Genomic DNA, 14138 nt, shown 5'->3' with positions numbered 1-14138 from the left:
ATCAACGGGACCAAATCACGCAGGTCGACAATTGGATCGTCAATGCTCCGAGGGTGTGGTCTGCTCCATGAGAAATATCAATTCGTTGAGCTGAATTCCGCGGTAGGTTCTGCTCGAAACTGGCAATGAGACTGGCCCAAGACAACACATATGACCGTTTTGCATTCTCCTGATGGCTTGAAACCGCAAATCGACGAACCGCAGCGGGGATGGCCGCTTGTTCTTTTGGTCGTCGCGGCGCTGACAGTGAGCGGCTGGTCGTATCTAATTGTTATGGTCGCGGCCATGGTTCCAAGTATGGACATGGCTGAAGCCGGGCCGGGAATGATTCTGTTCAATCAGTTCAATTTCATGCGCGGTTTGCCGGAAGAGGCCAGGGCAGCACTTGCAGCCCTTTGTTTGCCGGCCGGCGCAACGTTCGGCATGCCTAGCGTTGCGTTGACGGGTGTCGACTTTGCCAAGATTTTTATGATGTGGGCAATGATGGCACTGGCCATGATGCTGCCGTCCGCGACGCCCATGGTGAAAGCCTTTCACCAGTACGTTTCTATTGAGGACAATCAGACCAAATCAGCCTTTTTTGCAACCGTTTCCGTCGTGATTGGATATCTCGCTGTCTGGATCGGCTATGCGGTTGTTGCGACTATCGCGCAGGTTGGTTTGTCCAAGATTGGTGCGTTGTCTGACATGATGGCACCGGTCAGTATGGCACTCACCACGTCTGTCTTGCTTGCCGCGGGCCTGTATCAATTCACGCCTGCTAAGCGCGCCTGTTTAGAACGCTGCTGGTATCCCAGATGGTCCTTTGCCCGGAACCGAGGCGATTATAGCGCCCATTCTGCTTTTCGTGAGGGACTGGCACAGGGTTGGATTTGCCTTGGTTGCTGCTGGGCCGTTATGACGGTGATGTTTGCGGTTGGGTTGATGAACATCCTTTGGATTGCAGTGCTTGGCGCGGTGATGGCTTTGGAAAAAACATTTCCCAGCCGGGCTTTCCCAATTGGGATCGGGATATTTTTGCTGGGATGGGGCGGTGCGCTTGCGTTTGGAGTGGTTCTCGGTCAAGGCGCTTCTTAGAAACATTGCGGTTTGAAGTGTTTCTCTGCTTTTGCGGTTCACACTGTCATCGATTTGCAATACTAATAGAAGCCGTTGACTCCTTAGCACTCTTATCAGGGCGAAGAATTGGGAGCCACCGCGCCACGGAAAAAGAAATGCAACTCCGCGCGGATTTTATTGTTTAAACGAGGACCTAGGCCCGTGACGGACGTAACGCCTGGCAAAGTCGCGCCGGAACCCGCGCTGTTTTTGATCCATATTCTGACAGCTTCCGGAGCCCCGATTGCGCTGATTGCGCTGCTTGCTGGTGCACAGGGCAAATGGGACGAGATGTTTGCCTGGCTTGGACTGGCACTTTTCGTCGATGGCATTGATGGTCCACTTGCGCGAAAATACAACATTGCGGAACGCCTACCGCGCTGGTCTGGGGCGTCCCTCGATTTTGTCATCGACTATGCCACCTATGTGTTCTTGCCCGCCTTTGCGCTGTCCTGGAGCCTGATGCTCTCAAGCCCGTGGAACTGGATCTGCGGCGGCCTCGTTGTGTTCACCGGTGCGCTCTATTTTGCAGACAACGGCATGAAAACGCCGGACGGATCCTTCAAGGGCTTCCCGGCAGGCTGGAATATGGTGGTGTTCGGTCTCATGGTGCTGTCGCCGTCCGAAGCCTTCACGATTGCCGCTGTAATCGTGTGCTGTGTTCTTACATTTGCGCCGATCCGGTTTGTTCACCCGGTCCGCGTCAAACGCTGGCGCTGGCTGACCCTTCCAGTCACGCTTGTCTGGATGGCGCTTGCTGCGCTCGCGATCTGGGATGGGATGGTGTTGAGTACCTGGGCAGCTGTCCTGTTTACAGGTGCCAGCCTTTATCTCTTCTCAGTGTCCGCGGTTCAGCAGCTGATCGATCGCGTCGATTGATCGGTCACTCAACGAGAACTTTTCCCGGCTCTAGCTTCTAATGCACTGTAAACAGTGTGTTCTTCGTTTCGCGCTGGCATCGTTGCGACGGGCTGGATATGGTCTTTGCAAGGATCTGCACCAGTTGTTTGCGTGCAATCATGATGAAAATCTGTGGGAGTTGATATGGTACAGGCAATCCGCGTGCATGAGACAGGCAGCGCCGATGTTTTAACCTGGGAGCATGTAGAGGTGGGCGAGCCGGGCCCCGGTGAAGCGCGCATCCGGCACACGGCGATTGGCCTCAATTTCATCGACACCTATTTCCGGTCCGGCCTTTATCCGGCACCCGATGGGGTACCGTTTATTCCAGGAAATGAAGGCGCCGGTATTGTTCAGACAGTCGGTGAGGGCGTGTCCCACATAAAGCCGGGTGATCGTGTGGCCTATGTCGGTCCGCTTGGCGCCTATGCTCAAGAGCGGATCATTCCGGCGGACCGCCTTGTGGTCGTTCCTGACGGAATTGATGACAAGGCTGCGGCCGGCATGATGCTGAAGGGGATGACGGCCCAGTATTTGCTCCGCCAAACCTTCAATGTCGGCCCGGAGACAACCCTTCTGTTTCATGCCGCAGCCGGGGGCGTCGGCCTGATTGCCGGGCAATGGGCAGCCCATCTTGGAGCAACGGTGATTGGCACTGCAGGGTCACAGGACAAAGTCGATCTGGCCAAGGCCAACGGCTACCAGCATGTCATCAACTACAGAACGGAAAACTTCGTCGAACGCGTCAAGGAAATCACCAACGGCAAGGGCTGCGACGTTGTTTATGATTCTGTTGGCAAGGACACCTACCCGGGTTCGCTGGATTGCTTGAAGCCTCGCGGGCTGTGGGTCAGCTTCGGTCAGTCCTCCGGCCCGATCCAGGACTTCAATCTTGCACTGCTTGCGCAAAAGGGATCGCTGTTCGCAACCCGGCCTACGCTCTTTAGCTATATTGCGACCCGCGAACAGCTGGAGATGACGTCCGGCGATCTGTTTGATGTCGTATCCAAAGGCATTGTGAAGATCGCGGTCAACCAGGAGTACCGTTTGGCCGACGCGGTCCAGGCGCATACCGATCTGGAAGGCCGGAAAACCACCGGCACGACCGTTCTGATCCCATAAGGAAGGTTCAGAATGCGTTCAGCGCGCGCACAGGAGCTGGCCCGGAATCTTTACAGCCCAGCGATGCGGTACTTTCTTGCCGCTGCCGAGGCTGGGTCTATCCGGGCCGCGTCGCGCGAGCTGAATGTTGCTTCGTCCGCAGTCAACCGGCAAATCCTGTGGCTTGAAGAAGCCCTGGGCCTGCAGCTCTTTGAGCGCGTGGGCCGGCGGATGCGGTTGTCTCAGGCCGGCGAGGTGCTGCTGGCGCACATCCGGCGGACCTATTCGGACTTTGAAGGCACGGTTGCTGAACTGGATGCGTTGAAAGGATTGCGCCGGGGAACCGTCTCCATCGCATCCGTGGAGAGCGTTGCAGAGCGGTTGCTGCCAGCGGTGATCAGTTCATTCCGCCGGACGTATCCCGGTATCCATGTCAACGTCTCGGTTTCCTCTTCGCAGGAAGCGGCCAGGAAGGTAGAAGCGGCCGAAGCGGATGTCGGGTTTACATTTGACCCTCCCGACATGTCGACCCTGACCGCGGCCTTCCATCATGATCTGGTAATTGGCGCGGTGATGGCGCCCAACCATCCTCTGGCCGACGAAAACGGACTGAGTCTTGCCGATTGTCTCCGCTATCCGGTTGCCTTGCCAGCGGAAGGTTTGTCGATCCGGGCCCGGATTGATGTCATCCGGAGCCGGATTCCTGGTGCATCCATGACCTATGTTGAGGCGAATTCCTTGCGATTGATGCGAGCGTTGGCGCGGGATGAGAACGTTATTGGGTTTCAAACGCAGATCGGCTGCGAAGAAGATATTGAAGCCGGGCATCTGATCTTTAAGCCATTGAAAGATGAACCTCTTCAGGCCGATCGTCTTTGTGTGGTAACATCGTCTCTGCGCGCCTTGGCATTGGCCCCGGCGATGTTTTTTGATCACGCAGTGTTCGCCTTGAAAGAGCGGCTAGCATCCATTGATGCCAATTAGGCATCATTAAGTACGCAAATGAGCGCTTTGGATCTGCGTCTATTTCAGGCACATTTTTAATCTGATGGATTTTGCGGCACTGTCGCAAGAGGGAGAGACTGATGGGGCGTTTGACCACGCACGTTCTGGATACTGCTTTGGGGGTCCCTGCAAAGGGCCTCAAGATAGAGCTTTGGTCTGCGAACGATGCGCCAGCTCATATTTCAAGCCATGTGACCAACGACGACGGCCGGGTCGACGGTGCAATTCTTTCCGACGATGTGTTTGAAACCGGAACCTACGAGCTCCGCTTCCATGCAGGCCAGTATCTGAAACGTACTAATCAAACCCTACCGGATCCGCTTTTTCTGGATATCGTTCCAATCCGCTTCGGGATTGCTGACGCAAACGCGCACTACCATGTGCCGTTGTTGCTCTCGCCGTTCGGCTATTCAACCTATCGGGGGAGTTGAGCAATGCGGGATACGATCCGGTTCATCAAAGGCGGAGAAATCGTCGAGCTCCACGATGTCGGACCGACCGAGACACTTCTTGACTATTTGCGGCTCCGCCGAAAGGAAACCGGCACGAAGGAAGGTTGCGGGGAGGGTGACTGCGGTGCCTGCACCGTCGCCCTTGGCCGGGTCATTGATGGCAAGCTGACTTATCAGCCTGTGAACAGCTGCATTCAGCTCTTGGGCATGGTCGACGGCGCTGAACTGGTGACCGTGGAAGATCTTGTTCAGGACAAGCGGTTGCACCCGGTTCAGCAGGCCATGATGGAGCTTCACGGATCCCAATGCGGGTTCTGTACACCGGGTTTCATCATGACGCTGTTCACCCTGTATCACGCAGAGGGTGAAGCAAAATCCCGCAAGACGGTCACGGAATGGCTCGCCGGAAACCTTTGCCGGTGCACGGGATATCGCCCGATTGTTGATGCGGCGCTTGAATCCTGTTTCAACGTTGCAGATGACGCGTTCACCTGGCGGTCGAATGAAACCCGCGAGCAACTGAAGAAACTCGCAGACAGCCGCGATATTTTCCTTGGAACCAGTGAACGGTTTTTCTCCTCGCCGGCATCTTTGGACGGCCTGGCAGCGCTTTACGGTCAGCATCCGGATGCCACCCTGGTCTCTGGCGCGACCGATGTCGGCCTCTGGATTACAAAACACCTCCGCGATCTGCCTAAAACCATCTGGCTCGGCCGGATCGAGGGCCTGGACAGAGTCGAGGAAAGCGAGGCCGGTATTTTGATGGGGGCGACGGCGACCTTTGCGGCAACTGAGGCCGCGATGACGCGGATCTCACCGGATCTGGGCGAACTCTGGAAGCGGATTGGGTCCAAACAGGTTCGCGCGTCCGGAACGGTTGGCGGCAATATCGCCAACGGATCGCCGATCGGAGATTCGCCTCCAGCGCTCATTGCACTTGGCGCAACTTTGGAGCTTCAGTCAGCAGACACTGATCGCGCTCTGGCATTGGAAGACTTCTTCATCGACTACGGTAAACAGGAACGTCTTCCCGGGGAATTCGTGACCGGACTGTTTGTTCCGCGCCCCTCCGCCAATCAGGTCTTTCACTGCTACAAAATTTCAAAGCGCTTCGACCAGGATATCTCATCCGTCATGGCCGCCTTCCGGTTTACCATTGTTGATGGCCGGATCATCGACGCGCGGATCGCCTATGGCGGCATGGCGGGAACACCGAAGCGGGCCAGCGGAGCAGAAGCGGCATTGAAAGGAGCGATCCTGGAGGATGCATCGACCTGGGCGGCCGCCATTGACGCACTCAACACCGACTTCACGCCATTGACGGATATGCGGGCAAGCGCGGAATACCGCATGGAAACGGCGCGGGCCTTGCTCGCGAAAGCCTTGATGGAAACCGATGGAACGGCGGCGGAAAGCGTCCGGGTTTTGGCAAAGCGGGAGGCAGATCATGACCGCGCCGCTTGATCCGAGCAAAGTGACTGCCCCGCTAAAGCACGTGCGGAAACCATTGCCCCATGACAGTGCAGAAATGCATGTCACGGGTACAGCGCCATATATTGATGATCTGACGGAGGCCGTAGGCACGCTGCATGTCGTTCCGGGCTGGGCGAGATCTGCGGTCCGCGGCAAGATCAGTTCCATCGATCTGACGGATGTGAGCGCAAGTGACGGCGTCGTCGCCGTGCTGACATCTGAGGATGTTCCGGGAACCAACGATTGTTCGTCCGGCTTTGGCGATGATCCGGTTCTGGCTGATGGAGAAATCCTGTTTTACGGCCAGGTTGTCTTTGCCGTTGTGGCCGAAACCCGGGATCAGGCGCGCAAGGCAGCCCTGAAAGCTAATATCGAGGTTGCACCGATCCCACCAATCCTGACGCAGGAAGACGCCGAAGCTGCAGAAACAATGGTTCTGCCGGACTACCAGTTCCGGCGCGGATCACCTGAAACCGGCATGACAGCGGCGGAAGAGGTCTTGTCCGGCTCGTTCCGCATTGGCGGGCAGGAGCATTTCTACCTGGAAGGCCAGATCGCCATGGCCGTGCCGCAGGAAGCGGGCGGCATGCTGGTTCATACGTCGACCCAGCACCCGACGGAAGTGCAGCACACCGTGGCCAAGGTCCTCGGGGTCCCGGATGCCTTGGTCACGGCGGAAGTGCGGCGTATGGGCGGTGGCTTTGGCGGCAAGGAATCCCAGGCGAACCAATGGGCGAGCTTGGCTGCACTTGCCTCGCACGCCACAGGCAAGTCGTGTAAGGTCCGGCTCGATCGCGATGACGACATGATCATGACCGGCAAGCGGCACGATTTCCGCGTTGACTGGACGGTCGGCCATGATGGTACCGGCAAGATCCGCGCGGTTGACATGGAGTTCCTGGCACGGTGTGGCTACTCAGTCGATCTGTCCCTTGGTGTGAATGACCGAACACTGTTTCACGCCGATTCCAGCTATTTCTACCCAGATGCGGCTATCCGGTCCCGCCGTCTGAAAACAGACACGTGCTCCAATACTGCATTCCGCGGATTTGGCGGGCCTCAAGGGATGCTGGCTGCCGAGCGCATGATTGATGCGATTGCCATCAAGACGGGCCGGGATCCTCTGGATATCCGCAAGCTGAACTTTTATGATGGCGAGCGCAATCTGACACCTTACGGCATGCCGGTGGAAGAGTATGCGGTGATGCATGAACTCATCGCCCAGCTGGAAGAGACCTCCGATTACTGGTCCCGGCGGGACGATGTCCGTGATTTCAATGCGGTGAATGCCGTCCTGAAAAAGGGACTGGCCCTGACGCCAGTGAAATTCGGCATTTCATTCACGCTGAAACACCTCAATCAGGCAGGCGCGCTTGTCCATCTTTACACCGACGGTTCGGTTCATTTGAACCACGGCGGCACCGAGATGGGGCAGGGGCTCTATCAGAAGGTCGCCCAGGTCGTTGCCGAAGAATTTGGCGTGACACTGGAGAAGGTGCGGATCACCGCAACCAACACCTCCAAGGTGCCGAACACCGGCCCGACAGCCGCATCTTCCGGGACCGACTTGAATGCCATGGCCGCAAAACTTGCAGCGCAGGAAATCAAGGGCCGCTTGATCTCGTTCCTGTGCGAACAGCACCAATGCGGTCCGGAAGCCATCCATTTCGGAGACAACAAGGTCCTCATTGGCGATCAGAGTTTCACTCTGGCGGAAGTTGCCAAACAGGCGCACATGGCACGGATCCAGATGTCCCACGCCGGGTTTTACGCGACGCCCGGCATTACTTGGGATCGGGAAAGCGTAACAGGCCGGCCATTTTATTACTTCGCATTTGGCGGCGCCTGCGCCGAGGTCACAATCGACACCATGACCGGTGAAATGACGATCGACCGGGTTGATATCCTGCACGATGTCGGCCACTCGCTGAACCCTGCTATTGATCTCGGGCAGATTGAGGGCGGGTTTGTGCAAGGAATGGGCTGGCTGACCACTGAAGAACTGGTCTGGGATGACAAGGGGCGGCTGCGCACCCACGCCCCGTCGACTTACAAGATCCCGACCGCGTCGGACATTCCCGAGGAGTTCAACGTCAGCCTCTATAACGGCAACGGCAATCCGCAAGACACTGTCTACCGGTCCAAGGCTGTAGGCGAACCTCCAGTCATGCTGGCAAACGCTGTCTTCTGCGCCATCAATGACGCGGTGGCGAGCATTGCGCCAGGCCAGGTCCCAAACCTTGATGCGCCGGCAACGCCCGAAGCGATCATGAAGGCTGTCCGGGATTTGCGCTCCCGAGAGGTTTCGTCATGAGGGTCTGGGGGCACATAGCAAACTGCCTGAAAAGCAGCGGCGCCTGTGCCCTCGTCACGGTCGCCGAAACTGGCGGGTCGACACCGCGGGAAACCGGCGCACGGATGATCTTGCGGCCGGACGGCGGGTTTTACGGCACAATCGGCGGCGGCACCTTGGAATTTGAAGTGATCCGTCAGGCGGCAAAGGCAGCAAGCAACAGGACACCGGGTTTCGAACTAAAAACCGTTTCTCTCGGCCCCGATCTCGGCCAGTGTTGTGGAGGCCGGGCCAAAATCGGGATCGAAGTGTTCATTGACGAACAGTTGGAAACCGCGGAACGGATGGCGCTGGAAGAAGAAAAACAACTCCCGTTTGCAACACGTGCGATTATCGAGGGCGGCTCCGTTCGCGAACGAGAGATCGTGGATCAAACGCCTGAAGACGCATTTCATATCGTCGAGGAGAATGGTCAAAAGCTGCTGATCGAACAATTCGGCGAAACACGGCGGACACTCTATCTCTTTGGTGCGGGGCATGTCGGAAAGGCACTCGTTCTGGCGTTGGCGCCCTTGCCGTTTTCGATCGTTTGGATCGACAGCAGAGCGGATCAGTTTCCAACTGCTGTCCCGGCCAATGTTACGAAGATCTGCACTTCGGACCCCGCAAAAGCACTTGAGGATGCGCCGGATGGTGCCTTTGTTCTCGCCATGACCCATTCACACGGCCTCGATGAAGAGATCATGGCCCGTGCGCTCCTCGCGCAGCGCTTTGACTATTGCGGTGTTATCGGTTCAAAAACCAAGCGGGCCCGGTTTTTGAAACGTCTCAAAACGCGCGGTCTGAGTGACAGCGTTCTTTCGACCATGGTCTGCCCGGTCGGGGTGACAACGATAAAATCAAAACACCCGGCTGCGATCGCGGCCGGAATAGTTGTCGACCTGATCGCCCGGGACGAGGCCTGTTATCAACAAGCCGCTGCAAGCGGGAGGCTTGCACATAAATAAGACATGAATAATAAGGCGGCATCCAACCGGGGGACAGTGTGGGTACAGAAAACCATTCAGAAGTGGACACGGCAGCTGCCCCGTTCGCGAGATCCGGCAAAGACAAGTTGCTGGAAGCGCAAGGGCTGACCAAGAGGTTCGGCGATATCCTTGCCAACGACGCCGTCGATCTGACGATCAACAAGGGTGAGATTCACGCTCTTCTTGGTGAAAACGGCGCGGGAAAGTCTACGCTTGTCAAGATGTTCTACGGGTCGCTCGAGCCGGATGGCGGCGAGATCTGGTGGGATGGCCAAAAGGTTGCGATAGACAATCCTGCCGCTGCCCGCGAACTCGGCATTGGGATGGTGTTCCAGCACTTTTCCTTGTTCGAGGCGCTGAATGTGGTCGAGAACATTGCGCTCGCACTTCCAAATCCAGGCAATATGAAAGATCTGGCCAAACGGATCGAAACGGTTTCCCGTGAGTATGGTCTCCCGCTGAACCCCAGTGACATTGTCGCCGATCTGCCTGTCGGAATTCGCCAAAGGATCGAAATCGTCCGCTGTCTCCTTCAGGAACCCCGTTTGATCATCATGGACGAGCCAACGTCTGTCCTGACGCCGCAGGAAGCGGATCAGCTTTTCCTGACCCTGCAACGGTTGGCATCTGAGGGCTGCGCTGTCCTTTATATCAGCCACCGTTTGGAAGAAGTTCAGCGGATCTGCCATCACGCGACCATCTTGCGCCACGGTCAGGTGGTCAATGAATGTGATCCCACGAAGGAAACACCAGCAACACTCGCCAGCATGATGGTGGGGGCTGAAGTAATCGCGGTAAACGCGGCAGCGCAAAAACCGGCTATCGGAGATGTCCGGCTTGGGTTGAACAAGTTGTCCGCTCCCGCGGCCACACCCTTTGCAACGGCGCTGAACAACATTTCGCTGGAACTCCGTGCGGGTGAAGTTGTTGCGATCGCAGGCGTTGCCGGAAATGGGCAGGGGGAGTTGTTCGACGCAATTTCCGGTGAAATGCGCGTTGGCTCCGACATGATCCTGCTGGATGGAGCTCCCTGCGGCTCCAAGGGGATCAATTGGCGCCGGAAGAAAAACGCCGCCTTCGTTCCCGAAGAGCGGCTCGGTCATGGCGCCGTTCCAGGTATGAAGCTCTCCCAGAACATTGTACTTACGCGTCACAGCACAGGAGACAAGCTGGTCAACGGCGGGATGGTGTCAACGGCCAATGCCGGACAGATGGAACAGCGGATCAAGCAAGCCTTTGATGTCCGTATGTCGCATGACGATCCGGAGGCACGTTCCCTATCGGGTGGCAATCTGCAGAAGTTCGTTGTCGGTCGCGAGCTCGACCGCCAACCAGGCGTCCTGATCATCAATCAACCGACTTGGGGCGTCGACGCAGGAGCTGCGGCTCTGATCCGACAGGCAATCATTGATCTTGCCCGCAGTGGATCTGCGGTTCTGGTGATCAGCCAGGATCTCGATGAAATCTTTGAAATCGCCGACAAGATCGCGGTGATCTCCAGAGGCTATCTGTCTGAACCAGAGCCGGCCGCGGATATGACCCGCGAACGGGTCGGACTTCTCATGGCAGGCGGAGCCGAGACACAAGGGGAGGTCGCCTAATGCGGATCGAACTCGTCAAGCGTAAGGAACACAGCGAACTGATGTCGCTGATGTCGCCGCTGATTGCAGTCGGCCTGACAGCTCTGTCCGCTGCGATCATCTTTGCTATTTCCGGCGTCAATCCAGCCCTTGGTCTCTACAAGTTCTTCATTGAACCTTTGACAGAACAGTGGTCGCTGGAAGCAACGATCGAAAAAGCAACACCGCTTATTCTGATCGGCTGCGGTTTGGCGGTTTGTTACCTCTCGAACAACTGGAACATCGGCGCCGAAGGGCAGTTCGTGGTCGGGGCAATGTTCGGCTCCATCCTGCCGGTGATGTTCCCCAGTTTTGAAAACAGCCTGACACTGCCGCTGATGCTGATCTGCGGAGTGATCGGGGGCGCGCTTTGGGCGATGATCCCAGCGCTGTTAAAGACCCGGTTCAACACCAATGAAATTCTCACAAGCCTGATGCTGGTTTATGTGGCCGGGCTTCTGCTGGATTATCTCGTTCGCGGTCCGTGGCGGGATCCGGATGGCTTCAACTTTCCGGAATCGCGGATCTTTTCTGATGCTGCGACCTTGCCGGAAGTTTTCGGTGGAATGATGAGCCTGGCGACGCCCATCACCATCATTGTGGCGTTGGTGCTCGCGCTCGTTTTGGCAAAAACCATCAAGGGCTTTGAAATCCGCGTAATGGGCGAAAGCCCGCGCGCAGGCAGCTTTGCCGGGTTCTCAGCAAAAGGGTTGACCATTTTCTCGTTCGCCTTGGCAGGCGGGTTGGCCGGCCTTGCCGGCACCATGGTCGTCTCAGGGTCCCTGAACCAGCTTCTGCCGTCCATTTCTCCGGGCTATGGCTTCACGGCGATCATCGTGGCCTTCCTGGGCCGCTTGAACCCGATCGGCATCATCATCGCCGGATTTGTCCTTGCCCTGTCCTACATAGGCGGGGAGGGCGTCCAGTCCGGACTTGGCGTCTCTAACAAGATCGCAAGCGTGATCCAGGGCTTGCTGCTTTTCTACGTGCTTGCTTGTGACACGCTCATTCTCTATCGCATCCGCATGGTCTCCCGCCGTGCTGCCAATCCGGCCGGGGAGGTTTCTCATGTTTGAGGCTGTTCTGCTCACAGTCATTACGGCGGCAACCCCGCTTCTCATTGCGGCAATTGGCGAACTGGTGGTGGAGCGCTCCGGCGTCCTCAATCTGGGCGTCGAAGGCATGATGATCATGGGGGCGGTGATTGGATTTGCAGTCGCTAACCAGACCGGCTCTGGAACACTCGGGGTCATCGGTGCAATCGCGGCCGGTATGGCCATGTCTGCCTTGTTTGGTTTTTTGGTGCTGGTACTGGTCGCCAATCAGGTCGCAACCGGTCTTGCACTGACGATCCTCGGTCTTGGGCTCTCCGGGATGATCGGAGAAGCCTATATCGGGGTACCGGGTCTGCGGATCCCGGAACTCTACATCCCGATCTTGTCGGACATCCCGTTCATTGGACCGGTCTTCTTCCAGCAGGATGCCATCGTTTATATCGGCTTTGCACTTGTCATCGGGGTGGCCTACTTCCTCTTCCGAACCCGTGCCGGCCTGATCTTGCGCTCTGTTGGTGACAATCACGGATCCGCGCATGCGTTGGGGTATTCAGTCCTGAAAATCCGGTTCATGGCGGTGTTGTTTGGCGGGGCCTGTGCGGGTTTGGCCGGCGCTTATATGTCGCTGGCTTATACACCGCAGTGGGTGGAAAACATGACGGCCGGCCGCGGCTGGATTGCGCTTGCTCTGGTGGTGTTTGCATCCTGGTTGCCGTTCCGCGTCATCATCGGGGCATACCTGTTCGGCGCGGTCAGCGTTCTGAATTTGCATGCCCAGGCAATCGGCCTTGGGGTTCCATCGCAATTCCTGTCCAGCCTGCCATATCTTGCGACCATTGGAGTACTTGTGCTCATCTCCGCAAACCGCAGACTGACGCTCGTCAATACACCGGCCTGTCTTGGCAAGCCGTTCGTTCCGGACCGGTAGCGCCTCCCCGTTATCGGTCGGGTCCAGCCTGCAGCGATCAGGGCTGGATCAAAGCAAAAAGATCGTACACAAAGAGAGATCAAACAGAGGGGACCAAACTGATGAAATCTCTATTGAAAGCAACTGTGGCTGCCGCCGCGTTCCTCGCAGCAGGAACCGCAGCAAACGCAGCCGATGTTAAGGCATGTTTCGTTTACGTCGGACCGGTCGGTGACTTCGGTTGGACCTACCAGCACGACCAGGGCCGCTTGGCCGTTGAAGAGCATTTCGGTGACAAGGTCGAAACCGCTTTTCTTGAAAGCGTTGCAGAAGGCCCGGATGCAGAGCGCGCCATTGAGCGTTTCGCGCGGGAAGGCTGCAACATCATCTTCACGACATCGTTCGGCTACATGAACCCGACCATCAAGGTTGCCAAGAAGTTCCCGGATGTGAAGTTCGAGCACGCCACGGGCTACAAGACCGCCGACAACGTCGCGACCTATAACTCCAAATTCCACCAGGGCCGGTACATCATCGGTCAGGTCGCGGCCAAACAGTCCAAGACTGGCGTAGCGGGTTACATCGCCTCCTTCCCGATCCCGGAAGTTATCGCTGGTATCAATGCGTTCATGTTGGGCGCACAATCCGTCAATCCGGACTTCCAATTGAAGGTGGTTTGGGTGAACACCTGGTTTGACCCGGGCAAGGAAGCAGATGCAGCCAAGGCGCTGATCGACCAGGGCGCTGACATCATCACGCAGCATACCGATTCCACCGCACCGCTTCAGGTTGCTCAAGAGCGCGGCGTTCATGGCTTCGGTCAGGCATCCGACATGGTCGCATTTGCCCCGGACGCTCAGTACACCGCCATCATTGACGACTGGGCGCCATACTACATCCACCGCGTACAGGACGTTCTCGACGGGAAGTGGGAAAGCCACTCCTCTTGGGAGGGCCTTGCAGAGAAACACGTTGTCATGGCCCCATACACCAATCTGCCAGCAGATGTTGTTGAAATGGCCAAAGCAACGGAAGCCAAGATTGTCGATGGTTGGGAGCCGTTCACCGGTCCGATCACCAAGCAGGATGGTACCGTTGCAGCTGAAGATGGTGTGCGTCTCGACGACGGCGCGATCCTCGGCATGAACTGGTACGTTCAGGGCATTGACGACCAACTGCCGCAGTAATTCTGCCCTCTGAGAGCCGG

The 14138-nt window shown here is 57.1% G+C and carries 12 protein-coding genes; all 12 read left to right on the top strand.

The annotated features are described in order from the left end of the window. Positions 1-150 precede the first annotated feature (150 nt). The 12 genes from ACVDG4_RS03595 to ACVDG4_RS03540 all read left to right on the top strand — a co-directional run bounded on the left by ACVDG4_RS03595 (position 151) and on the right by ACVDG4_RS03540 (position 14118). Entirely contained in the window at positions 151-1077 is a 927-nt protein-coding gene (locus ACVDG4_RS03595) for a DUF2182 domain-containing protein (protein ID WP_447234044.1), read from the top strand. 183 nt (positions 1078-1260) lie between these two features. After that, positions 1261-1977: a CDP-alcohol phosphatidyltransferase family protein gene (locus ACVDG4_RS03590; protein WP_306147185.1), complete on the top strand. Its 717-nt coding sequence runs from the start codon at positions 1261-1263 to the stop codon at positions 1975-1977. A 165-nt stretch (positions 1978-2142) separates the two neighbouring features. Next, entirely contained in the window at positions 2143-3120 is a 978-nt protein-coding gene (locus tag ACVDG4_RS03585; protein WP_447234043.1) for a quinone oxidoreductase family protein, read from the top strand. 12 nt (positions 3121-3132) lie between these two features. Next, positions 3133-4083 carry a LysR family transcriptional regulator gene (locus ACVDG4_RS03580; RefSeq protein ID WP_209175701.1) on the top strand — a complete coding sequence of 317 codons (951 nt, stop codon included), beginning with the start codon at positions 3133-3135 and terminating at the stop codon, positions 4081-4083. A 101-nt stretch (positions 4084-4184) separates the two neighbouring features. Then, positions 4185-4535 carry a hydroxyisourate hydrolase gene (gene uraH, locus ACVDG4_RS03575; RefSeq protein WP_447234042.1) on the top strand — a complete coding sequence of 117 codons (351 nt, stop codon included), beginning with the start codon at positions 4185-4187 and terminating at the stop codon, positions 4533-4535. Between the two features lie 3 nt (positions 4536-4538). Beyond that, the gene (gene xdhA, locus ACVDG4_RS03570) at positions 4539-6020 is read left to right on the top strand and encodes a xanthine dehydrogenase small subunit (protein ID WP_447234041.1); all 1482 of its coding nucleotides are present in this window, start codon (positions 4539-4541) and stop codon (positions 6018-6020) included. Further along, the gene (xdhB, locus tag ACVDG4_RS03565) at positions 6004-8343 is read left to right on the top strand and encodes a xanthine dehydrogenase molybdopterin binding subunit (RefSeq protein WP_447234040.1); all 2340 of its coding nucleotides are present in this window, start codon (positions 6004-6006) and stop codon (positions 8341-8343) included. Before xdhA ends, xdhB begins: the two co-directional genes overlap by 17 nt. Next, positions 8340-9329, top strand: coding sequence for a xanthine dehydrogenase accessory protein XdhC (gene xdhC / locus ACVDG4_RS03560; protein ID WP_447234039.1), 990 nt, complete (start codon positions 8340-8342; stop codon positions 9327-9329). Before xdhB ends, xdhC begins: the two co-directional genes overlap by 4 nt. A gap of 62 nt (positions 9330-9391) precedes the next feature. Continuing rightward, complete coding sequence (locus tag ACVDG4_RS03555) at positions 9392-10951, top strand: ABC transporter ATP-binding protein (protein ID WP_447235080.1); 1560 nt, start codon at positions 9392-9394, stop codon at positions 10949-10951. Further along, on the top strand, positions 10951-12045 hold the full coding sequence (locus ACVDG4_RS03550) for an ABC transporter permease (RefSeq protein ID WP_306147192.1): 1095 nt from the start codon (positions 10951-10953) through the stop codon (positions 12043-12045). The genes ACVDG4_RS03555 and ACVDG4_RS03550 overlap by 1 nt, the downstream gene beginning before the upstream one ends. After that, positions 12038-12952: an ABC transporter permease gene (locus ACVDG4_RS03545; protein WP_008190621.1), complete on the top strand. Its 915-nt coding sequence runs from the start codon at positions 12038-12040 to the stop codon at positions 12950-12952. Before ACVDG4_RS03550 ends, ACVDG4_RS03545 begins: the two co-directional genes overlap by 8 nt. Before the next feature lie 101 nt (positions 12953-13053). After that, positions 13054-14118, top strand: coding sequence for a BMP family ABC transporter substrate-binding protein (locus ACVDG4_RS03540; RefSeq protein WP_306147193.1), 1065 nt, complete (start codon positions 13054-13056; stop codon positions 14116-14118). The last annotated feature ends 20 nt before the right edge of the window (positions 14119-14138 follow it).

It is taken from the genome of Roseibium sp. MB-4 (genome assembly GCF_053005265.1).
The sequence above is the reverse complement of the archived record's forward strand: the minus strand, read 5'-3'. Positions and strand labels throughout refer to the sequence as shown.